This window comes from bacterium (genome assembly GCA_036524115.1).
GTDB lineage: Bacteria > JAUVQV01 > JAUVQV01 > JAUVQV01 > DATDCY01 > DATDCY01.
In genome coordinates, this window is the sequence record DATDCY010000335.1 from 29,405 (window position 1) to 49,938 (window position 20,534).

Annotated in this window: 18 protein-coding genes; 4 read left to right on the forward strand and 14 right to left on the reverse strand. The window is 71.8% G+C overall.

Going from position 1 to position 20,534, the window contains the following annotated elements; genetic code table 11:
- The first annotated feature begins 1 nt into the window (after nucleotide 1).
- Both rsgA and VI078_16555 read left to right on the forward strand, forming a co-directional pair.
- Nucleotides 2–1,093: a ribosome small subunit-dependent GTPase A gene (gene rsgA / locus VI078_16550; protein ID HEY6000898.1), complete on the forward strand. Its 1,092-nt coding sequence runs from the start codon at nucleotides 2–4 to the stop codon at nucleotides 1,091–1,093.
- Nucleotides 1,090–1,773, forward strand: a complete 684-nt coding sequence (locus tag VI078_16555) for an ATP-binding protein (GenBank protein ID HEY6000899.1) — start codon at nucleotides 1,090–1,092, stop codon at nucleotides 1,771–1,773. Before rsgA ends, VI078_16555 begins: the two co-directional genes overlap by 4 nt.
- Here the strand turns inward: VI078_16555 and VI078_16560 are convergent.
- Both VI078_16560 and VI078_16565 read right to left on the reverse strand, forming a co-directional pair.
- Complete coding sequence (locus VI078_16560) at nucleotides 1,770–2,678, reverse strand: DUF362 domain-containing protein (GenBank protein ID HEY6000900.1); 909 nt, start codon at nucleotides 2,676–2,678, stop codon at nucleotides 1,770–1,772. The genes VI078_16555 and VI078_16560 overlap by 4 nt on opposite strands.
- A gap of 10 nt (nucleotides 2,679–2,688) precedes the next feature.
- Nucleotides 2,689–3,006, reverse strand: coding sequence for a carboxymuconolactone decarboxylase family protein (locus tag VI078_16565; GenBank protein ID HEY6000901.1), 318 nt, complete (start codon nucleotides 3,004–3,006; stop codon nucleotides 2,689–2,691).
- 149 nt (nucleotides 3,007–3,155) lie between these two features.
- Here VI078_16565 and VI078_16570 point away from each other — a divergent pair, with 149 nt between their 5' ends.
- A complete protein-coding gene (locus tag VI078_16570) occupies nucleotides 3,156–3,941 on the forward strand; it encodes an aldo/keto reductase (protein ID HEY6000902.1) in 786 nt (261 codons plus the stop codon).
- Nucleotides 3,942–3,959: 18 nt separating this feature from the next.
- Here the strand turns inward: VI078_16570 and VI078_16575 are convergent, their stop codons facing one another.
- From VI078_16575 to VI078_16625, 11 genes are all read right to left on the reverse strand, one after another.
- Complete coding sequence (locus tag VI078_16575; protein ID HEY6000903.1) at nucleotides 3,960–5,654, reverse strand: hypothetical protein; 1,695 nt, start codon at nucleotides 5,652–5,654, stop codon at nucleotides 3,960–3,962.
- Nucleotides 5,655–5,705: 51 nt separating this feature from the next.
- Nucleotides 5,706–6,914 carry an MFS transporter gene (locus VI078_16580; GenBank protein ID HEY6000904.1) on the reverse strand — a complete coding sequence of 403 codons (1,209 nt, stop codon included), beginning with the start codon at nucleotides 6,912–6,914 and terminating at the stop codon, nucleotides 5,706–5,708.
- Nucleotides 6,911–8,347, reverse strand: coding sequence for an efflux transporter outer membrane subunit (locus VI078_16585; GenBank protein HEY6000905.1), 1,437 nt, complete (start codon nucleotides 8,345–8,347; stop codon nucleotides 6,911–6,913). The genes VI078_16580 and VI078_16585 overlap by 4 nt, the downstream gene beginning before the upstream one ends.
- Complete coding sequence (locus VI078_16590; GenBank protein HEY6000906.1) at nucleotides 8,344–11,505, reverse strand: efflux RND transporter permease subunit; 3,162 nt, start codon at nucleotides 11,503–11,505, stop codon at nucleotides 8,344–8,346. The genes VI078_16585 and VI078_16590 overlap by 4 nt, the downstream gene beginning before the upstream one ends.
- A gap of 12 nt (nucleotides 11,506–11,517) precedes the next feature.
- Nucleotides 11,518–12,966, reverse strand: a complete 1,449-nt coding sequence (locus tag VI078_16595; protein ID HEY6000907.1) for an efflux RND transporter periplasmic adaptor subunit — start codon at nucleotides 12,964–12,966, stop codon at nucleotides 11,518–11,520.
- A 38-nt stretch (nucleotides 12,967–13,004) separates the two neighbouring features.
- On the reverse strand, nucleotides 13,005–13,616 hold the full coding sequence (locus tag VI078_16600; protein HEY6000908.1) for a TetR/AcrR family transcriptional regulator: 612 nt from the start codon (nucleotides 13,614–13,616) through the stop codon (nucleotides 13,005–13,007).
- A gap of 128 nt (nucleotides 13,617–13,744) precedes the next feature.
- Nucleotides 13,745–14,188, reverse strand: a complete 444-nt coding sequence (locus VI078_16605) for a hypothetical protein (protein HEY6000909.1) — start codon at nucleotides 14,186–14,188, stop codon at nucleotides 13,745–13,747.
- A 190-nt stretch (nucleotides 14,189–14,378) separates the two neighbouring features.
- Nucleotides 14,379–15,518 carry an ABC transporter ATP-binding protein gene (locus VI078_16610; protein ID HEY6000910.1) on the reverse strand — a complete coding sequence of 380 codons (1,140 nt, stop codon included), beginning with the start codon at nucleotides 15,516–15,518 and terminating at the stop codon, nucleotides 14,379–14,381.
- The gene (locus VI078_16615) at nucleotides 15,515–16,213 is read right to left on the reverse strand and encodes an ABC transporter permease (GenBank protein ID HEY6000911.1); all 699 of its coding nucleotides are present in this window, start codon (nucleotides 16,211–16,213) and stop codon (nucleotides 15,515–15,517) included. Before VI078_16615 ends, VI078_16610 begins: the two co-directional genes overlap by 4 nt.
- 3 nt (nucleotides 16,214–16,216) lie before the next feature.
- Nucleotides 16,217–17,047 (reverse strand): substrate-binding domain-containing protein, encoded by an 831-nt coding sequence (locus VI078_16620; GenBank protein HEY6000912.1) that lies wholly within the window; start codon nucleotides 17,045–17,047, stop codon nucleotides 16,217–16,219.
- Between the two features lie 48 nt (nucleotides 17,048–17,095).
- Nucleotides 17,096–18,013: a helix-turn-helix transcriptional regulator gene (locus tag VI078_16625; GenBank protein HEY6000913.1), complete on the reverse strand. Its 918-nt coding sequence runs from the start codon at nucleotides 18,011–18,013 to the stop codon at nucleotides 17,096–17,098.
- Between the two features lie 148 nt (nucleotides 18,014–18,161).
- On the opposite strand from VI078_16625, the gene VI078_16630 reads away from it, so the two are divergent.
- Nucleotides 18,162–20,222 carry an LTA synthase family protein gene (locus tag VI078_16630; protein ID HEY6000914.1) on the forward strand — a complete coding sequence of 687 codons (2,061 nt, stop codon included), beginning with the start codon at nucleotides 18,162–18,164 and terminating at the stop codon, nucleotides 20,220–20,222.
- Between the two features lie 42 nt (nucleotides 20,223–20,264).
- Here VI078_16630 and VI078_16635 read toward each other — a convergent pair.
- On the reverse strand, nucleotides 20,265–20,534 hold a 270-nt coding region (locus VI078_16635), incomplete at its 5' end, for a glycosyltransferase family 9 protein (GenBank protein HEY6000915.1).

A 20,534-nucleotide genomic window follows, 5' to 3' on the forward strand; every position in this document is an offset into this window, starting at 1 on the left:
AATGCCCTCCCTGCACGCTCCTGCGCTCCAGGCCCTCGGCCTCTCCCCGCGCTGGGAGGCGCTGTTTGCGCCGCACGCCCGCGACGGCGTCGTGCTGGCGCGCGTGGTGCGCGGCGACCGGGGGAGCGCGCTCATCGCCTTTGAACGCGGCATCGCGCGCGCCAAGCCGGCAACGCGTTTGCTCAAGCAGGCCGGGGGGGCGGCCGATCTGCCCGCCGTCGGCGACTGGGTCGCGGCGCTGGCGCGCGAGGACCTCGACGTCCCCCTCATCGAGGCGGTGCTCGAGCGCGCAAGCGCCATCACCCGCGGCGACGCGGGACGGGGTTCGGACCTGCAGGTGCTCGCGGCGAACGTCGACACCGTCTTCGTCGTGCACCCGATCGCGGACGGGCCGAACCTGCGGCGGCTCGAGCGCGAGCTGTCGCTGGCCTGGGTCTCGGGCGCCGTGCCGGTCGTCGTGCTCACGAAGGCCGACCTCGCGGCGGATCCGGCAGGGGCGCGCATCGCAGTCGAGGCGGCCGCCCCTGGCGCGGACGTCCTGCTCGTCAACGCGCTGGCCGGCGACGGCGTCGAGCCGCTCTTCGGGTATCTCGCCCCCAACCGCACGGCAGTCCTCATCGGCCCCTCGGGCGCCGGCAAGTCCACGCTCATCAACGCGCTGCTCGGCGAGGAGCGCCAGGCAACGCGCAGCGTGAGCGTGCACGACGGCCGGGGGCGGCACACGACGGTGGCGCGCGAACTGGTCCAGGTGCCGCGCGGCGGCGTGCTCATCGACACCCCGGGGCTGCGCGCCGTCGGGCTGACCGGCTCCGAGGAGGGGATCGCCTCGGCCTTCCCGGAGATCGACGAGGCGGCCGCCTCCTGCCGCTACCGCGACTGCACGCACCGCGACGAGCCGGGCTGCGCCGTCGCGGCAGCCGTGGCCGCCGGGACACTGCCCGCCGAGCGCCTCGCCAGCTACCACAAGCTGCGGCGCGAGGCGCAGGTCGTGGCGGCGAAGACCGACGCCCGGGCCCGTGCCGAGGAGGAACGCAAGTGGAAGATCATCCACAAGGCGGCGCGGGAGTTCTACAAGCGCGGAGGCCGCGGGTGACGCGGGCGGCCGCGCCGCGCAGGACGCTGCTGAGCTGGAGCAGCGGGAAGGACGCCGCCTGGGCGCTGCACGTGCTCCGCGACGACCCGGCGATCGAGGTTGCGGGACTCTTCACCGTCGTGAACGAGCGGCACGGGCGCGCGGCGATGCACGCCACGCGGGTGGAGCTGCTCGAGCGGCAGGCCGGCGCCGTCGGCCTCCCGCTGCGGACGATCCCCATCCCGGACCCCTGCACCGACGAGCAGTACCGGGCGGCGATGGGCGGCTTCGTGGCAACCTGCGTCGCCGAGGGGGTCGCCTGCATGGCGTTCGGCGACCTCTTCCTGCAGGACGTGCGCACCTACCGCGAGACGCAGCTCGCGGGCACCGGGATCGAGCCGATCTTCCCGCTCTGGGGGATTCCCACGGCCGAGCTGGCGCAGCGCATGCTCGACGCGGGGCTCGCGGCCTACGTGAGCTGCGTCGACCTCGCGAAGCTTCCCGCGGACTTCGCCGGGAGAAGGTGGTCGCGCGAGCTGCTCTCCGCGCTGCCGCCGGGGTGCGACCCCTGCGGCGAGAACGGCGAGCTGCACACGGTGGTCGTAGACGGACCGATGTTCCGGCACGCCGTGCCGGTCGCGATCGGCGAGCGCCTGGAACGCGCCGGCTTCGCCTTCGCCGACATCGTCCCCGCGAGCTAGCCCTTTTCCAGCGCCTCCCGCACGCGATCCGCCACTTCACGGCTCACGGGATCGTCGGTCACCAGCTCGATCTGCTCGGGCCCGGTCGCCCCGAGGCCGAGCTGCGCGGCGCGCGCGATCTGCTCCTGCCCGAAGACGCGCCCCGCGGAGATCGTCCGGTTGCCGCCGTGCAGCCGCAGCAGCGCCACGCCCACCGCGTCGATGGCGACGCGGTCCGCGCCGAGGAGCAGCACCCCCGGCTTCACGAGCGTCCCGCGGTCCGGGCCGCCGTCGCTGAAGCCCTCCAGCCCGTCGAGGACGACGAGGGCCGGCCGGTAGAGCTGGTTGATCTCCGCGATCATGAGGCGCTGGTGCCGCGAGCCGTGCAGCTCGTGCATGTAGTCGTAGCCGTCGCGCGGCGACTCCTTGGCGACCATGCCGACGGAGTTCTTGAGCGAGAGCGTGAAGTGGCCGCCGAAGCGGTGCGTCTTGAGGCAACAGGTCTGGGCGATCAGGTCCGCGTCGCGAAACAGCCGCGGGAAGAGCACCCCGCGCTTCCAGTGGCCGCCGGTGAGCGGCTCCTCGACCCAGCCCGCCGCCGGCGTCTCGTCCAGGACGGCGACCTCGCAACCCGTCTCCTTCGCCAGGGCAGACACACCCAGGTGCTCGAGGACCCGGCGGGTGTCCCCCATGCCGCTGCGCTCGGCGATCGTCACCGACGCGGCCCCGGCAGCCTGGAAGGCGGCAATCAGCGCACGCAGCGTGTCCAGGTGCGTCGACGCGGGATACGGGTCGGCGCTGTTGAAGTTGGCCTTGACGGCGATACGCCGGCCGCGCGCGGCGGGCGCACCGAGGGCCGCCAGACCGCGCCGGATCCCGGCGGCGCGATCGTCGGTGCGGACGAGGAAGACGGGCGAGGCGCCCATCCGAACGCCCCTACTTCTTCTTCTCGATGGTCTCCCGGGCCCAGGAGAGCGCGGCCGACACCGCCGGGAAACCGATCGTGCTCACCACGAGCACGAGGGCGTGGTAGATCTCCTCCGGCTTGGCGCCGGCGTCGAGCGCGCGCCGCACGTGCGAGTGCACCGCCCCCTCCGAGCGCGTGGCCGCGGCGGCCGCCAGCTGCACGAGGTGCGCGTGCTTCTTCTTCAGCGGGCCCGCGGCGAGGACCTCCTCGCCCAGCTTCTGGTGCGCCTTCATGACCTTGCCGAACCGCGCCGTGATCCAGCGATAGTTCTTCGGGTAATTCGCCATCGTGCGCCTCCTTGGATTCCGGGGAAATTGCCCGGGATCATCGTCGCAGCCGGCCGGCGCGCCGTCAAGCGGGCGAACGCCCCTGCCCGCCGCCAGACCCGCCCGGACCGCGGCTTCCCGTCACCGGGCTTCCATGGTAAGGATGGTCCATGCCTGCGGACGATTTCCTCGTGCGCGAGGTGCCGCGCTTCGGCCGGCCCCTCTTCCGGCTCGGGCTCTCCGGGTCGTTCAAGCTGGACGAGCACGGCTGCCGCGAGGCGCTCGAGCGCATGCAGTACGTCTTCTGGGCGCCGCTGATGAAGGGGCTCACGCCCGCGCTGCGCGATGCCCTGGCGCGCGACCGCCAGCGCTACGTCGTCGCCACCGGCCCCATGTTCGGCTTCTTCCCGGGGTCCCTGCGAAAGGCCGTGGAGCACGCGCGGCGCACCCTCGGGACCGACGTCATCGACGTCTTTCAGCTCTTCTGGCTCGGGAAGATGTCGGCGTTCACCGGCGCGGTCCAGCGCGAGATGGCCGCGCTGCGCGACGCCGGAACGGTGCGCTGGCTCTGTGTCTCCATCCACGACCGGCCGCGCGCCGGGCGCCTGGCGGCCGACTCCATCCTCGACGCCCTGATGATCCGCTACAACGCGGCGCACCCGGGCGCGGAGCGGGACATCTTCCCGCACCTGGCCGCGCGCCGGCCCGCGGTCATCGCGTACACGGCGACCGCCTGGCGCAAGCTGCTGGCCGCGCCGAAGGGGTGGGCCGGCCGCGTGCCGACGGCGGGCGACTGCTACCGCTTCTGCCTCTCCTCGCCGCACGTCGACGTCGTGCTCACCGGCCCGCGCACGATCGGGCAGCTGCGCGAGAACCTCGCGGCGCTCGAGCGCGGGCCGCTGCTGCCCGAGGAGGACGCCTGGATACGCGAGATCGGCCGGGCGGTGCACGGCTGACGCGCCCCGGCTTCGGCGTCACTCCGGGACGCCGAGGATGAGACGGCCCGGCTCCGCGCCGACCCGGAAGATCCTCTCGGGCAGCCGCGTGTAGGCGCCGCCTGCGGTCAGGAGCACCAGGCCGATGCGGTGGTCGCCGAGACCGAAATCGCGCAGCGGGACCTCCCGTTCGAAGCGCAGCGGCCCCTCGTCGTCGCGGCCGCTGCGCGTCAGGCCCGCCCGCCACGGACCGACCGTGGCCGGATAGGGGCGCCCGTCGATCGCGATCCACGCCCCTTCGATCCTCCGGCCGCCGATCGCGTTCGCCGCCCAGGCAGTGAAGCGCACGATCGACGGGTTTCGCGGGTCGGTGAAGACGGGCCGCTGAAACGCGTGGTGGACGTCGCCGGGGAGCTCCCGGCGGCCGTGCAGGGGTGCGTCCCCACGCGGCGGCGTCTTCTTGCGCAGGGTCATCGCGGGATAGCGATACGGCGGCAGCGGGATCGAGAAGCTCTCCCCCTGCGCCAGCGTCTCGAAGACGGCCATCTGGTCGCGCCAGCGGGTGTCGGGCATCAGCGCGTAGTGTCTGAAGTCCACCGGTATGCCCACGACCAGCAGCGCCAGTGCCGCGGGCATGCCGGCCCAGCGCCAGCGCCCCCCGCGCACGACGACGAACAGGAGCGCGTATGCGACGAACAGCGAAGCCAGGTAGTAGTAGCGCGGCCCGAAGGAGGGCTTGAGCCACTCGGTGCGTGTGTTCAGCGGGAAGAGCAGCGAGAGCAGGATCACCGCCGACGCAAGGTAGAGGAGGGAGAGCAGCGCGCGGTGGCGCCAACGCACGGCGACGGCCACCAGGAAGGCGATCCCGCCCCAGCCCGCGAGCAGCGCCGCCGCTTTCCCGGCCCAGCCGGCGTCGAACATGTATTCGATCCCGAGCACCGTGTTGAAGAAGACGTGGGTCGAGACGATCTGCAGGATCTCCCGCAGGGTCAGCCCGCCGGGCGGGGCCGCGGCGGACGTGAGACGCTCGGTACTGAGCACGACGAAGGCCTGCACAGCGGCCCCCAGGACGCACACCCCGGCCTGGACGAGCCGCCAGCGCCTGGCCTCGGCGCCGTCCTTGCTTTGCCAGGCGTTGAGTGCGGCGCACGGGAGCAGCAGGATGCTGAACGGCCCCGTCAGCATGGCGAGGCCGAGCAGCGCACCCTCGGCGACCCGCAGGATGACGGCGCCAGGGCGCTCCGCGAACAGGATGAGCAGGGCGAGGAAGCAGAGGTGCCACTGGCTGTTGCTGACGTTCGCGAACGTCTCGTAGGAGTTGGGGACGAGCACGTAGAGCGCCGCAGCGAGCGCGCGCAGGCGCGGATCGGGAAGCAGGCCGTGCAGGCGCGCGCTGAGCAGGTAGAGCACCGGCAGCAACTGGATCGCGAAGGCGGCGAGCGCGAACACCAGCGGGACCGTCTCCAGGGGGAAGAGCTGCGCCAGGCCGGCGACGAGCCGGGGGAAGGTGTGCAGGTACCCCGACGCAGGCGTGAGCAGCGGCCGCAACGCGCCCTGCTCATAGGCCTGCTTGAAGAACACCGAGCCGTCCTCGGCCCAGAGCTGGGCGTTGAGGAAGCGCTGCGGTTCCCTCAGGAACAGGACCAGGGCCAGGAGGACGAAGACGCCAGCGACTGCCCGCCACGACCACGCGGCGGGTGCAGCGGCCTTACCCTCGGGTGCGGTCCCGGACACGATGCGATCTTACAACGGCTCGCTGCGTCGCGACAGCCGTGCGCCCCCGCCTCAGGCGCAGGTGCGTCGCGCGGGGACGAAGAGCATCAGCACCCCGGCCGCCGCCATGAGCGCGGCGCTCACGGCGAACGGCGCCGCGTGGCCCACGGTGTCCCAGAGCAGCCCCGCGACGGCGGACGCGGGCAGCGCCGCCAGCCCGAGCGCGAAGGTGTAGCCGCCGACGGCCGTCGCACGCACGTCGGCGGGGACGAGATCGCAGACGAAGGCCCGCGCCATTCCTTCAGTCGCCGCGTAGGGGATGCCGTAGAGCGCGAACAGCAGCCAGGCGACGCGCGGCTCCCCCACCAACGCGAAGCCGGCGTAGACCAGCGCGTAGCCGGCGAAACCGCCGCAGAGCATCGTCCGGCGGCCGATCCGATCCGAAAGGGCCCCGAGCGGCACGGCGGCCGCGGCGCCGACGACGTTGAAGACGAAGTACATCAGCGGGATCAGCGCCGCCGCGGCGCCCACGTCCTGCGCGCGCAGGATCAGCAGCGCGTCGCTGGAGTTGCCCAGCGCGAAGACCGCGCTCGCGCCCGTGAAGAGGACGAACGGCCGGCCGAGGTGGCGCAGGCGCAGCACCGGTCGCCGCTGCCCGGCCCCGGCCTCGCCGACGGCCGCCCGGCGGCCCCGCACCTCGCGCACCGCCGCGAACACCACGATGATCGCGAGCGTCCCCGGGACCGCCGACATCCAGAAGATCGTCCGGTACCCGCCGGGCGCCAGGGTCAGGATGGCCCACGCCGCCAGCGGGCCGATCGCGGCGCCGACGGTGTCGAGAGCGCGGTGGAAGCCGAAATCGCGCCCGCGCCGCGCCGCGTCGCCCGAGTCGGCGATCAGCGCATCGCGGGGCGCAGTCCGCACGCCCTTGCCGAAGCGGTCGGCGAAACGCAGCGCCAGCACGGAAGGCCAGCTGGCGGTGAGCGCGAGCAGCGGCTTGACGACGTTCGAGATGGAGTAGCCGAGCGCAATCAGGGGCCGGCGGCGGCCGACGCGGTCCGAGAGCCATCCCGAGAAGACCTTGAGGAAGCTCGCGGTGCCCTCGGCGACCGACTCGATGACGCCGATCGCCGTCACCGGCGCGCCGAGCACGTTCGCGAGGAACAGCGGCAGGACCGGGTAGACCATCTCGCTGGACGCGTCCGTCAGCAGCGAGACGGCGCCGAGCGCCTTGACGTTGCGCGGGACGCCGGCGCCCGGCGACGGCGCGGCCCCGCTCACTCGGCGGCCCCGCCCCCCAGCACCTTGTAGAGCGTCGCCTGGTTGAGGAGCCGGGTGAGCCGCGTCGAGATCAGGCTCTGCCGCGACTGGTACACCGCGCGCTGGGAGTCCAGCACCGCGAGGTAGCTGTCGACGCCCTTGTCGTACCTGGCCTGCGAGAGGCGCATGGTCTCGGCCGCCGCCGCCGCGTTCGACTGCTGCGCCGCCAGCTGCCCGTCGATCGTGCCGCGCTGGGCCAGCGCGTCGGCGACCTCGCGGAACGCCGTCTGGATCGCCTGCTCGTAGCGCGCCACGGCGACGTCGCGGTCGACCTCGGCCGCCTTGAGGTTCGCCCTGTTGCTGCCGGCGTCGAAGATCGGCAGGTTGACGCGCGGCGCGAACTGCCACGCCCCGCTGCCCCCGCCGAAGAGCCCGCCGAGCTCGGTGCTGCCGACGCCCGCGGACGCGATCAATGTGATGCTCGGGTAGAACGCCGCCCGCGCCGCCCCGATGTTGGCGCCGGCGCCCTTGAGCCGGGCTTCCGCCTGCAGGATGTCCGGGCGGCTCAGCAGGACCTCCGAGCCCAGGCCCGGGCGGAACTCCTCCAGCGCGCTCACCTCGTCGGAGAGCGCCTGCGGCAGCAGCTCCGCGGGCACCGGCGAGCCCACCGCCAGGTTCAGGGCGTTCTCGTCCTGGGCGGCCATGGTCGTGTAGCGGAAGGCCTCCGCGCGCGCCGTGTCGCGGATGGTCTGCGACTGGTAGAGGTCGAGGGCGGACGTGACCCCCGCGTCGAACCGGCTCTTGTTGAGCTGGTAGGCCGACTCGAGCGCCGCCAGGGTCTCGTTGGCGACCTGCAGGCGCTCGCGGTCGGCGGCCAGCGACAGCCACGTGGCCGCCACCTGGGAGACCAGCGCGATCTGCGCGGCGCGCCGGGCGTGCTCGCTGGCGAGGTACTGCTCCAGCGCCGCGTCGCGCAGGCTGCGCACCCGCCCGAAGAAGTCCACCTCCCACGCCGCGACCCCGAGGCCGACGGTGTACTGGTGCAGGGTCATCGCCTTGCCGGTGCTCGAGAAGTCGGCCGGCAGGCGCTGGGCGTTGGCCGTGGCGGTCGCGCTCACCTCCGGGTAGAGCACCGCCTCCTGGATCTGGTATTGCGCCCGCGAGCGCTCGATCGCCAGCGCGGCGACGCGCAGGTCGCGGTTGTTCTGGAGCGAGAGCGCGATCACCTGCCGCAGCCGCTCGTCGAGGAAGAACTCCCGCCAGGGGATGTCGGCGACGGCTGCTGCCCCCGCCGCCGGCGCGCCCCCGCCCCCCTGGTACGCCGCGCCGGCGGGCCACGCCTCCGGGACGGGGGCAGCCGGCCGGCTGTACTTCGGTGCGAGGTTGGCGCAGCCGGTCAGCGCCACGGTTGCCGCGAGCGCGGCGAGAAGAAGACCGCTCCTGGATGTCGTCATGACTTCACCTCGGGTGCGACGGCGGCGCCGGCAGTCGCCGCCGGCGCTCTTGCCGGGAACAGCCGCCGCACCACCACGAAGAAGACCGGGACGAGGAAGATCGCGAGGACGGTCGCGGTCGCCATGCCGCCGTTGACCGCGGTCCCCATGGCGTTCTGGGCGCCCGAGCCGGCCCCCCTGTTGATCGCCAGCGGCAGCACGCCGAAGAAGAACGCGAGAGAGGTCATCAGGATCGGCCGCAGGCGCAGCCGGGCCCCCTCCATGGTCGCCTCGATGAGCCCCTTGCCGTGCTCCATCTGCGCCTGGGCGAACTCCACGATCAGGATGGCGTTCTTCGACGAGAGGCCGATGGTCGTCAGGATCGCGATCTGGAAGTAGACGTCGTTCGCGTAGCCGCGCGACGTCGAGGCCAGCACCGCGCCGACGACGCCGAGCGGCACCACCAGCATGACGGAGAACGGCACCGCCCAGCTCTCGTAGAGCGCGGCCAGGCAGAGGAAGACGACCAGCAGCGAGATCGCGTACAGCGCCGGGGCCTGCGCGCCCGCCGCCCGTTCCTCGTAGGAGAGCCCGGTCCACTCGTAGCCGACGCCGGCGGGCAGCTGCGCCGCCATCTTCTCCATCTCCCGCATGGCGACCCCGGAGCTCAGGCCGGGGGCCGCCTGCCCCATGATCTCCATCGACGGCATGCCGTTGTAGCGCTCCAGGCGCGGCGAACCGTAGTCCCAGTGCGCGGTCGTGAAGGCCGAGAACGGCACCATCTCGCCGGAGCTGCTGCGCACGTGCCAGTTGTTGATGTCCTCCGGCAGCATCCGGTCCTTCGCGTCGGCCTGCACGTAGACCTTCTTGACGCGGCCGTTCTGGACGAAGTCGCTGACGTACGAACCGCTCCAGGCGGTGGAGATCACCGCGTTGGCGTCGCCCGCCGTGACGCCGAGGGCGCCCGCCCGCACGTCGTCGATGTCGATCCGGTACTGCGAGGTGTCGTCCTGGCCGTTCGGGCGCACCGCCACGAGCGCGGGGTTCTTCGCCGCCATCCCGAGGAGCTGGTTGCGCGCCTCGGTCAGGCGCTCGTGCCCGAGGCCGCCGCGGTCCTGCAGCTGGAAGTCGAAGCCGTTGGCCTGGCCCAGCTCCGTCACCGCGGGCGGCACGAAGGCGAAGACCAGGCCGTCCCTGATCCGCGAGAACGCGCCCATGGCCCGGCGCGCGATCGCCGGCGCGCGCAGCTCCGCGCTGTGGCGCACCTTCCAGTCCTTGAGCTTGACGAAGGCCAGGCCCATGTTCTGCCCCCGGCCGGCGAAGCTGAAGCCGGAGATCGTCAGCACCGAGTCGACCGCGGCGGTCTCGTTCTCGGCGAAGTGCCGCTCGAGTTGCTCGATGACCTTCAGCGCCCGCTCCTGCGTCGCGCCCGACGGCAGCTGGACCTGGCAGACGAGGTAGCCCTGGTCCTCGTCGGGGAGGAACGCGGTCGGCAGCCTCAGGAAGAGAACGGCCATGACCGCGACGATCGCGGCGTAGACGAGCATGTGCCGCCAGGGCCCGGCGAGCATCCGCGCGACGACGCCGCGGTACGCGCCGCTGCCGCGGTCGAACCAGCGGTTGAACCGGCAGAAGAACCAGTAGAACGGCCCGCCCTCCGCGCACCAGTGCCCCTTCTCGACCGGCTTGAGCAGCGTGGCGCACAGCGCGGGGGTGAGGATCATCGCGATCAGCACCGAGAGGATCATCGCCGAGACGATCGTGATCGCGAACTGGCGGTAGATCACGCCGGTGGAGCCGCCGAAGAAGGCCATCGGCACGAACACCGCCGAGAGCACGAGCGCGATGCCCCACAGGGCGCTGGTGATCTGCCCCATCGACTTGACCGTCGCGTCGTGCGGCGACAGCCCCTCCTCCGACATGATCCGCTCGACGTTCTCGACGACGACGATGGCGTCGTCGACGAGCAGCCCGATGGCCAGGACCATCGCGAACATCGTCAGGGTGTTGATCGAGAAGCCCGCGGCGGCGAGGACCCCGAAGGTGCCGAGGAGCACGACCGGCACCGCGATGGTCGGGATCAGCGTCGCGCGGAAGTTCTGCAGGAAGATGAACATCACGAGGAAGACGAGGCCGATCGCCTCGACGAGGGTCTGCACGACCTCCTCGATCGAGACCTTCACGAACGGCGTGGTGTCGAAGGGGTAGATGACCTTCATCCCCGGGGGGAAGAACCGCGACAGCTCCTCCATCTTCGCCTTGATCCGCTCGGCGGTGGCCAGGGCGTTGGCCCCGGCCGCGAGCCGGATCGCGATCCCGGAGGCCGGCTTGCCCCGGTAGCGGGACTCGATGTCGTAGTTCTCGGTGCCGACCTCGCTGCGGGCGACGTCCCGCAGCCGCACCGTCGAGCCGTCGGCGTTGGTGCGCAGGACGATGGCCTCGAACTGATCGGTGGTCTGGAGCAGGCTGCGCGCGGTGATCGTCGCGTTCAGTTGCTGGCCGTGCGGCGCGGGCGTGGCGCCGAACTGCCCGGCGGAGACCTGCGCGTTCTGCGCCTGGAGCGCCGCGATCACGTCGGCCGGCGTCAGCCGGAACTCGTTCAGCCGCTCCGCGTCCAGCCAGATGCGCATGGCGTTCTGCGAGCCGAAGATCAGCACCTCGCCGACGCCCTCGACGCGGCTGATGATGTCCTGGACGTTCGCCACGAGGTAGTCGGAGAGGTCGAAGCGGTTCATCGACCCGTCCTCCGAGACGAGCCCGACGATGATCAGGAAGTTCCGGGTCGACTTCACCACCTGGATGCCGGTGCGCTGCACGATCTGGGGGAGCAGCGGGATCGCCAGCTGCAGCTTGTTCTGCACCTGCACCTGGGCGACGTTCGGGTCGGTGCCGGCCGCGAACGTGAGCGCGATGGAGACCGCCCCCGCCGAGTCGCTGCTCGAGGACATGTAGATCAGGTTGTCGATCCCGTTCATCTTCTGCTCGATGACCTGGGTGACCGTGTCCTGGACGGTCTGCGCCGAGGCGCCGGGGTACATCGCGTTGATGGCGATCTGGGGCGGCGCGATCTGGGGGTACTGCGACACCGGCAGCGTGTCGATCGCGAGCACGCCCGCCAGCATGATGATGATCGCGATCACCCAGGCGAAGACCGGGCGGTCGATGAAGAACCTGGCCATCGGGCGCGCTCCCTATTTCCCGGCCGCGGCGGGCTGCGGCCCGCCGGCGCCAGGGGCGCCCGCGGCGGCGCCGAACGGCACGGCCTTCACCGGGACGCCCGGGCGCACCCGCTGCAGCCCCTCGAGGATGACGCGGTCCCCTGCCGCCAGCCCCCCGGTCACCAGCCACTGGTCCCCGAGGGCCCGGTCGACCTTCAGGACGCGCGCCTCCACCTTCTCGTCGGCGCCGACGGCCATGGCCACGGGCTCGCCCTTCTGGTTGCGCGAGACCCCCCGCTGCGGCACGAGAATCGCGCTCTCGTTGACCCCCTCCTGCACGACGGCGCGGACGAACATCCCGGGCAGCAGGAGCTTGTCCGGGTTGGGGAAGACCGAGCGCAGCGTCACGGAGCCGGTCCCCGGCTGCACGGTGACGTCGGAGAACTTCAGGCTCCCCTCGAGCGGGTACGCGGCGCCGTTCTCCAGGACCAGCCGCACCGTCGCCTGGCCGGGGCCGTCCTGCCTCAGGTGGCCGCTGGCCAGGCTCTGCCGCAGCCGCAGCACGTTGGCCGAGGACTCGGTGGCGTCGACGTACACCGGGTCCAGCCGCTGGATGGTCGCGAGCGCCGCGGCCTGGTTGGCGGTCACCAGCGCCCCGGTCGACACCGCGGACCTGCCGATGCGCCCGGAGATGGGGGCGGTGACCTCGGCCCGGCTCAGATTGATGCGCGCGGACTCGAGCGCCGCCTCCGCGCCGGCGATCTCCGCCCCGGCCACCTGGATCGCGGCCTCGGCGCGTGCAATCTCGGCCTCGGCGCCGGTGACGGCGGCCTCGGCGCGCGCGATCTCGGCCTTCGCGCCGCTGACGGCCGCGTCGGCGCTCTGGATCTCCGCCTCGGACTGCTTCACGGCGGCCGCGGCGTCGTCCGCGTCCTGCCTGCTGACCGCGTTGATCGCCACCAGTTCCTGGAACCGCGCCGCCTTGAGCCGGCGGGGCACCGCGTTGGCCTCCGCGCGGGCGCGCCCGGCCAGCGCGTTCTCGTGCGCGGCCCTGGAGGTCGCAAGGGCCGCCTGCGCGCTGGCCTGCGTCGCCCGCGTCGTGCCGAGCGCCGCCTTCGCGCTGGCCTGGGCCGCCTGCGCCCTGGCGAGCGCCGCCTGCGCGCTCGCGTACGCCGAGCGATAGGTGGCGGGGTCGATCCGGTAGAGCACGTCCCCCGCCTTCACGTCGCTCCCCTCGGTGAAGAGACGCTCCTGGACGATGCCGCCCACCTGCGGGCGCACCTCGGCCACCAGGTAGGCGGAGATCCGGCCGGCGAGCTCCGTGGTCACCGCGACCCGCTGCGGCTGGATGGTCACGACGCCGACTTCCGGCGGGGGCGGGGGCGCGGCGGCGGGCTTCGACTTGCCGCAGCCGGCGAGCAGGGCGCCGGCGGCGATGAGCGCCGGGATGACGGCGCGGACGGTCCTGGGCGATGGTCGCATGCGTGCTTTCCTCCGGGGATGGGTCTCGTTTTCGGGCGTCATTTCCGCGCGCCGGCGGGCCCGCACGACCCACCCGGCTGCCTCCGTATCGCGTCCCAGCAGGCCTCGACGGTCCGCTCGATGAGCCGCTCGTCGAGGGTGACGAACTCCAATATATGGTCCCGGCAGACTTCGATCACCGGGCCGAAGGCCAGCGCGTACAGGATCGGCAGCGGCAGGTCCTTGACGATCCGCTGGGCAAGCCCCTCCTCGATGAGGTCCGCGATGAGGTTGCGCCGCTTCTTTCCGAAGACCTGCTCGCGCCGCGCGTCCAGGCCGTACGGGGAGAAGTGGAACTGCTCGAGGAAGCGGAACTGCAGCGGCGAGGCGACGAAGTAGCCGATCACCCGCCGCTGGACGTGGAGGAAGCGCTCGCGCACCGACCCGCCCGCCGGGTATCCCTGGGCCACGGCGTCGAGGATCTGCCCGTCGAGCGAGGTCTTGATCTCCCGGATCAGCGCGTCCTTGCTGTCGAAGAAGCGGTAGATCGTCCCCGCCGCCACGCCGGCGCGCTCGGCAATCTGGGCCATCGGTGAGCCGTGGAACCCGTGCTCGCCGACCAGCTCCAGCGCCGCCCGGATGATCGCCTCCCGCTTCTCGCCGCCGTCCACCCCGCCCTCGCTGAATGAATATTCATTCCAATGATGGGCGGCGCTCGCGGAATTGTCAATGGCGGGGACACCTCATCCCAGCGCCTTATACCGGCGATGGCAGGCGAGGACGGATGCGCGCCAAACGGTCAATCTGAGACAACAACGAACTTTATCATCTCGTTGTTGGCATCAAGAACCTTGATCTTGTGCTTCTTGAAGCCGATGATCGGTGAACTTGCGAGATCATAGGTTAGTGTCTGAAAGAACGCCGGCCTAGCTAACTCGCCAGAGGACTCGCCGGTGAACTCACGGTACGTCAGTGTTATCACGGACCCCGACCGTCCTGTGTAGATAAGTTCATCACTCCCGGTGACCTCATCTGTGACGTATGGCTTCGTTCCATCTTTGTAGAAGTACGTAAACTTGTCCACCTCTGAGATCATTGGGGCGCCGACACCGGCCGAGTATGGTCGATCGATTTCATAGAGTCTGATCCTTGTCGAACCCTCGGAGTAGCCGCGCCCACAGCCCACGGACGCGCTGAGGAGCGCAAGCAGCAGAACACACGCCGCGAACTTGTCCAGCCTCATCGTCCTTCCTCCTGGATGCCGCCCTTATGTCCTGACGCCGCCTTCGACCGCGTTGGGCCCTTGCCCCAACACGGTGGTGTACAGTAAGCGGTCGCACCCTAGCACTCTGGCTGCTAGCCGACAAGACGACGTCCCGCGCATGGTCATCGCGCGCGATGGCCCAGCGAACGGTCCGCGTTCACCAGGCGCCTCATCCCCCGGGAATCACGTAGAGATCCGCGGGGCGCAACCCCACCCGGACCGTCAGCCCCGGCTCGAGCGCCAGAGCGCGGGTCACCTGGCCGGGCACCGCGGCGACGATCGGCACGCCGCAGTCGATGGTCGCCTTCAGGAGCGGCCCCTGCGGGACAGTCTTGACGACCCGGCCGGTGAGATGGTTCCCCGACCACGAGCCGCCCCCCTCGCCCACCGCGGTGACGACAAGGTCCTCGGGGCGCACGCAGAGCAGGCCGGACGCGCCGTCCGCCAGGCCCGGCGCCACCCCGCCGACCTCGAACACCGCCGGCCCGGCGTCGTCTCCGGCTCCCGCGCCGCCGCGCTCAAGCACCGCACAGAGGCCGCCCCGCGAAGGCCCGAGCGTCATCCTCACCGGCAGCAGGTTCTCCACACCGACGAAGGCCGCGACAAACGCGTCCGCCGGACGGCGCAGGACCTCGTCTGCGGCGCCAACCTGGCGCAGGCGCCCGCAGTCGAGCACGGCCACGCGGTCGGCGATGCGCTGCGCCTCGATCCGGTCGTGCGTCGCGAAGATGGTGGTCGTGCCCGTCTCGCGCAGCGTGTGGGCCAGGTCCTCCAGCAGCCCCTCGCGCGAGAGCGGATCGAGGGCCGCGAAGGGCTCGTCGAGCAGCAGGACCTCCGGCGTCACGGCCATGGCCCGCGCCAGGCTCGTGCGCTGCGCCTCGCCGCCCGAGAGCGTCCGCGCCGAGCGCGACGCGAGGTGCTCCACGCGGAAGCGCTCCAGGTTCTCGCGGACGCGGCGATCGATCTCCGCCTTGTCCAGACCGCGCAGCCGCAGGCCCGAGGCGACGTTCCCGAACACCGTCGTGTCGAAGAGCAGCGGCTCCTGGAAGACCATCGCGACCCGCCGGCGGAAGGCGAGCGCGGCGGCGCCGCCGGGGACGCGCTCGCCGCGAAAGCGCAGCTCGCCCGCGGCCGGCGCCTCGATCCCCGAGAGCGCCAGCAGCAGCGTGCTCTTGCCGGCGCCGTTGGGGCCGATCAGCGAGAGGGTCTCGCCGGCGGCGACGGCCAGCTCCCGGACGTCGAGCAGGTCGGCGCCGCCCTTGCGCACGCGCAGGCCGCGCACCTCCAGCAGCGGCGCGCCGGCGTTCACCGCGGTCGCTCCCGCTGCTGGATGCGTGTCAACAGATAGTTCACGGCGAAGGTCAGCAGCAGCAGGATGACGCTGAGCGCGATCGCGACGTCGAAGTTGCCGCGACCCGTCTCCATGACGGTCGCGGTGGTCAGCACCCGCGTCTGCCCCTTGACGTTGCCGCCGACCATGATCGAGGCGCCGACCTCGGAGATCACGCCGCCGAATCCGGCCATGACAGCCGCCAGCAGCGGCAGCCTCGCCTCGCGCAGCAGCAGCCCGACCATCTGCCCGCGCGTCGCGCCGAGGGCGAGGATCTGCAGGCGCAGCTTCGGCGGGAGCTGCTGGATCGCGGCAAGGCTGATGCCCGTGACGATGGGCGTGGCGATCACCGCCTGCGCGATGATCATCGCCGCCGGCGTGTAGAGCAGGCCCAGCACCCCGAGCGGGCCGTTGCGCCAGAGGAGGATCGAGACGAAGAGGCCGACGACCACCGGCGGCAGGCCCATGCCGGTGTTCACGAGGCTGACGAGGACGCGCCGGCCTGGGAAGCGGGTGAGGGCGAGGGCGGTGCCGGCGGACACGCCGAGGACGAGGCTGATGAGGGTGGCGGTGCCGGAGATGCGCAGCGAGAGGAGGCAGATCCGCCAGACTTCGGCGTCGAGCCCGAAGATGAGGCCGAAGGCCTCGCGGATCCCCTCCCAGATCAGATCCACACGCTATTCCCCCTTGCCCGCGTCCGGGAAGAACAGCGGCGCCCCGAACTTCTCGACGCCGAAGCCGCCGATGGTCTTCTGCGCGTCGGCCGCGACCACGAAGTCCGCAAAGGCCTTCGCGCCGGCGGCGTTGACCTTGGGCCACTTCGCCTGGCTGACCTCGATGACGTGGTAGACGTTGAGCAGGCCCTTGTCGCCCTCGACGAGGACCTCGAGCGCGAGGTTCTTCTTCAGCGCGAGGTAGGTGCCGCGGTCCGCGAGCGTGTAGAAGCCCTTCTCCGAGGCGACGTTCAGCGTCTGGCCCATGCCGAGGCCGGTCTGCTGGTACCAGGACTGGCCCTCCGGCACCACGCCGGCGGCCTTCCACAGGGTCAACTCCTTCGCGTTCGTCCCCGACTTGTCGCCGCGCGAGATGAAGGTGCCGCCGTTGGCGCCGACCGCCTTGAAGGCCTCCGCTGAGTTCGTCATCCCCTTGATCTTGGCGGGGTCCGCCGCCGGGCCGACGACCACGAAGTCGTTGTGCATGACGGGCAGCCGCCGCGTGCCGAAGCCCTCGTCCATGAACTTCTTCTCGGCGTCCGGCGAGTGCACGAGCAGCACGTCGGCCTCGCCCTTCCGGCCCATGGTCATCGCCTGGCCGGAGCCGACGGCGATCGTCTTGACCAGGTAGCCCGAGGCCTTCTCGAACTGCGGCACGAGCACGTCGAGCAGGCCGGTGTCCTGGGTGCTCGTGGTCGTCGCGAGGATCAGGTTCTTCTCCTGGGCAAACGCGGGGCTCGCGGCGATCAGCGCGACAATGCCCAGTGTCCGGAGAATCTTCGCGCCCAGATTCATGATCGTGGCTCCTCTTCCGCGGCGGGGACGACTGCGGCCGTGCGCCGGCTACGGCGCCGCGTAGACGATCTTCCCGGCGTCGCGGAAGTCGTAGTGCCCGAGGTTCGAAACGCGCCGGCGGAAGTCCTGATCGTGCAGCGCCTCGAGGATCGCCTGCACGCCGGGGCCGAAGTAGGCGTCCTTCGTGGTCACCAGGTCGAAGCGCTCCTGGACGACCTGGATGAACTCGAGGCCGAGCATCCGGGCGACGGACCCCGACGCCAGCCCCGTGTCGGCCTCCCCCGAGAGCACGGCGAGCCCGACCTCGTAGTGCGTCGCCGCCTCGCGGCCGTAGCCCGTCACGGCGGACGGCGCGATCGCCAGCTCGTCCAGCCGCCGATCCAGCAACAGGCGCGTCCCCGCGCCGGCCTGCCGGTTGATGAGGCGCACCCCGGGGCGCCCCAGGTCCTCGAAGCCGCGGATCGCGTGCGGGTTGCCCGACGCCGTGACGAACCCGAGGTCGCGCCAGAGCAGGTTCGCCACGACGGCCGGCGCCGCGGTCACGGTGCGCTTGACGTGCGGCACGTTGTACTCCCCGGTCGCCGGGTCGACGAGATGGCTCCATGCCAGGTCCGTGTGGCCGAGGTTGAGCATGCGCAGCCCCTCGGAGCTGCCGGTCGCCGCGGAGAAAAGCACGATGCCGGTGCGCCGCGACGCCAGGTGACTCTGAAGGATGTCCAGCACCGGGTCGTGGCTCCCGGCAGCGAGCAGCACGCCCTCGATGTGCTTCCCGCGCTCGCGCGCCTTCGCCAGCCCCTCCATCGCGTTCTTCTCGATCCACTCATCGAGCAGCCGCCGCGGGAAGAGCCACTTGCCGGTCACCCGCGAGGCCGGGAGCTTGCCTGCCTTCACGAGGGCATAGATCTGCTTCTCGTGGATGCCGAGAAGCTCGGCCGTCTCCCGGGTGCTCAGGAAGCTGTCGGGCACCACAATCCCCCAGAATATTACTTGGAATTACTAATTCTTACCACGGACTCCAATAACATACAGGCGCGCTTGCGGTCAATGACTGCAAGTCAGTCAATAGATCCGGCCCACTTCTTGACGCCCGCCCCCTTCCGCCGATAATGCGTGGGTGATCCGCCGCCTGATCGATGCGATCCCCCGCCCCGTGCGACTGTTCGTCCTGGTCGCCGCGGCCGATGTCGCCCTCTTCTCGCTGCTGCGCCTCGTGTTCGCGGCCGTGTTCCGGGCCGAGTTTGCCGCCCTGCCCGCCGGCGTCGCCGCCCGGGCGCTCTGGCTCGGGGTGCGCTTCGACGCGCGGCTCGCGGTCCTCGTCGCCCTGCCGGTGCTCGCGCTCGGCGGCTTGGGACCACTATCCCTCTTCGCGCCCGCAGCCTCCGGCACCCCGCGGACCGGCGCGCGGCGCGGGTGGGCCTGGTATCTGGCGGCGACGCACCTCGCGCTGCTCTTCGTCTACCTCGTCGACATCGGCCACTACGCCTTCGCCGCGAGCCGGGTCAACGTCACCATCCTGCAGTTCCTCTACAACCTCGACACCTCGGCGCGGATGGTCTGGGAGACGTACCCTGTGGTGCGCGGGGCCATCGCGCTGGCGTTCGCTGCGTGGGGGATCTTCCGCGTCGCGGACGCGGCGCTCGCCCGGGCCGCGCGCTGGGACCCGGCCGGCGCGGGACGCCTGCACCGCGCCCTGGCGACGGCCGCCGTCGTCGCGCTGGCCGCCGGCGCGGTCTACGGCAAGATCTCCTGGTACCCGCTGCGCTGGTCGGACGCGCACTTTTCGACCAACACCTTCGCCGCGGATCTCGCGCACAACCCGGTCCTCTATTTCGCCGAGACGGCGGGCAAGCGCCCGGCGGCCTACGACCTCGCGAAGGTGCGCGAGGCGCGGCCGCTGGTCGGGCGCTTTCTCGGCATCGACGACGGGGCCGACCCGGCACGTCTCTCCGTCGCGCGCCCCGGCGTCCCGCTGGGCGCCCCCGCGCGCCGGCCCAACGTGGTGATCGTGCTGCTCGAGTCCTTCGCCGCCTACAAGACCGGCGCCTTCGGCAACCCGCTCGACCCGACGCCGCGCTTCGACGCGCTGGCCCGCGAGGGGACGCTCTACACGCGCTTTTTCACGCCGACGTGGGGCACGGCGCGCTCGGTGTGGGCCACGGTGACGGGCCTGCCCGACGTCGAGCCGCAGCTGACCGCGACGCGCAACCCGCTCATCGTCTCGCAGCACACGATCCTCAACGACTTCGCCGGCTACGAGAAGCTCTACTTCCTCGGCGGGAGCCTCAACTGGGCGAACATCCGCGGGCTGCTCGCGGCGAACGTCGACGGGCTGCGCATCCACGAGGAGGGGAGCTACAGCGCGCCGCGCGTGGACGTCTGGGGGATCTCGGATCTCGACCTCTTCGCGGAGGCCAACCGCGTCTTCTCCGCCACGCCGCGGCCCTTCGTGGCGATCGTGCAGACCTCGGGGAGCCACCGCCCCTACACCATCCCGGCGAACCGCGGCGGCTTCGAGACGCGGCCGGTCGCCGACGCCGAGGCGCGGCGCAACGGCTTCGTCTCAGCGGCCGAGTACAACGCGTTCCGCTTCCTCGACCACGCGCTGGGCGCCTTCGTGGACGGCGCCCGCCGCGAGCCGTGGTTCGCCGACACGATCTTCCTCTTCTACGGCGACCATGGCCTGCCCGCGAGCGCGCCGCACATCCCGGCCGGCGACGCGGCGGCGGACCTGACGCACTTCCACGTGCCGCTGCTGATCTGGAGTCCGGGGCTCGTCCCCGGGGGCCGGCGCGTCGACACGGTCGCGAGCGAACTGGACGTGCTGCCGACGGCGGCCTCCCTCGCGGGCGTCCCCTACCTCAACACCGGGCTCGGGCGCGACCTGCTCGATCCGGCGTTCGACGCCATGCGCTTTGCCTTCACGGCCGGCGACCAGGGGTCGAGCCCCAAGCTCGGCCTCGTCGGGCCGGAGCGCGCGTTCGGCATGTTCGGCAACGGCACCGGTCGGAGGCTCGTCGCGCTCGGCGGCGCCCAGGCCGGCGCGGACGTGCTCGCGCGCGAGCCCGAGACCGCGACGCGGATGGAGGCGCTCTGCCGCGCGCTCTACGAGACGGCCCGCTACCTGCCGTACGCGGGCTCGCGGGGCGCGGAGCACAAGGACACCGTCAGCCGCTGAGGTCTACCGTGCGGCGCGATCGCGGCCGTCCCCGCCGCCGGGTCACGGCCCCGCCAGCAGCTCCCGCGCCGCCGCCAGCACCTGCGCGGGGGCGATGTCGTCGAGGCAGGCGCGGTGCCCGCGCGGGCAGCGCGTGCCGCCGTGGACACTGCACGGACGGCAGGGCCGATCGCGGCTGACGACGCGCACGCGCTCGCCGCGCGGCGCGAAGCCGAACGCCTCGTGGGTCGGGCCGAAGAGCGCCACGACGGGAGCCCCCACCGCGGCGGCGATGTGGGCGGGACCGGAGTCGTTGGCGATCACGATCCCCGC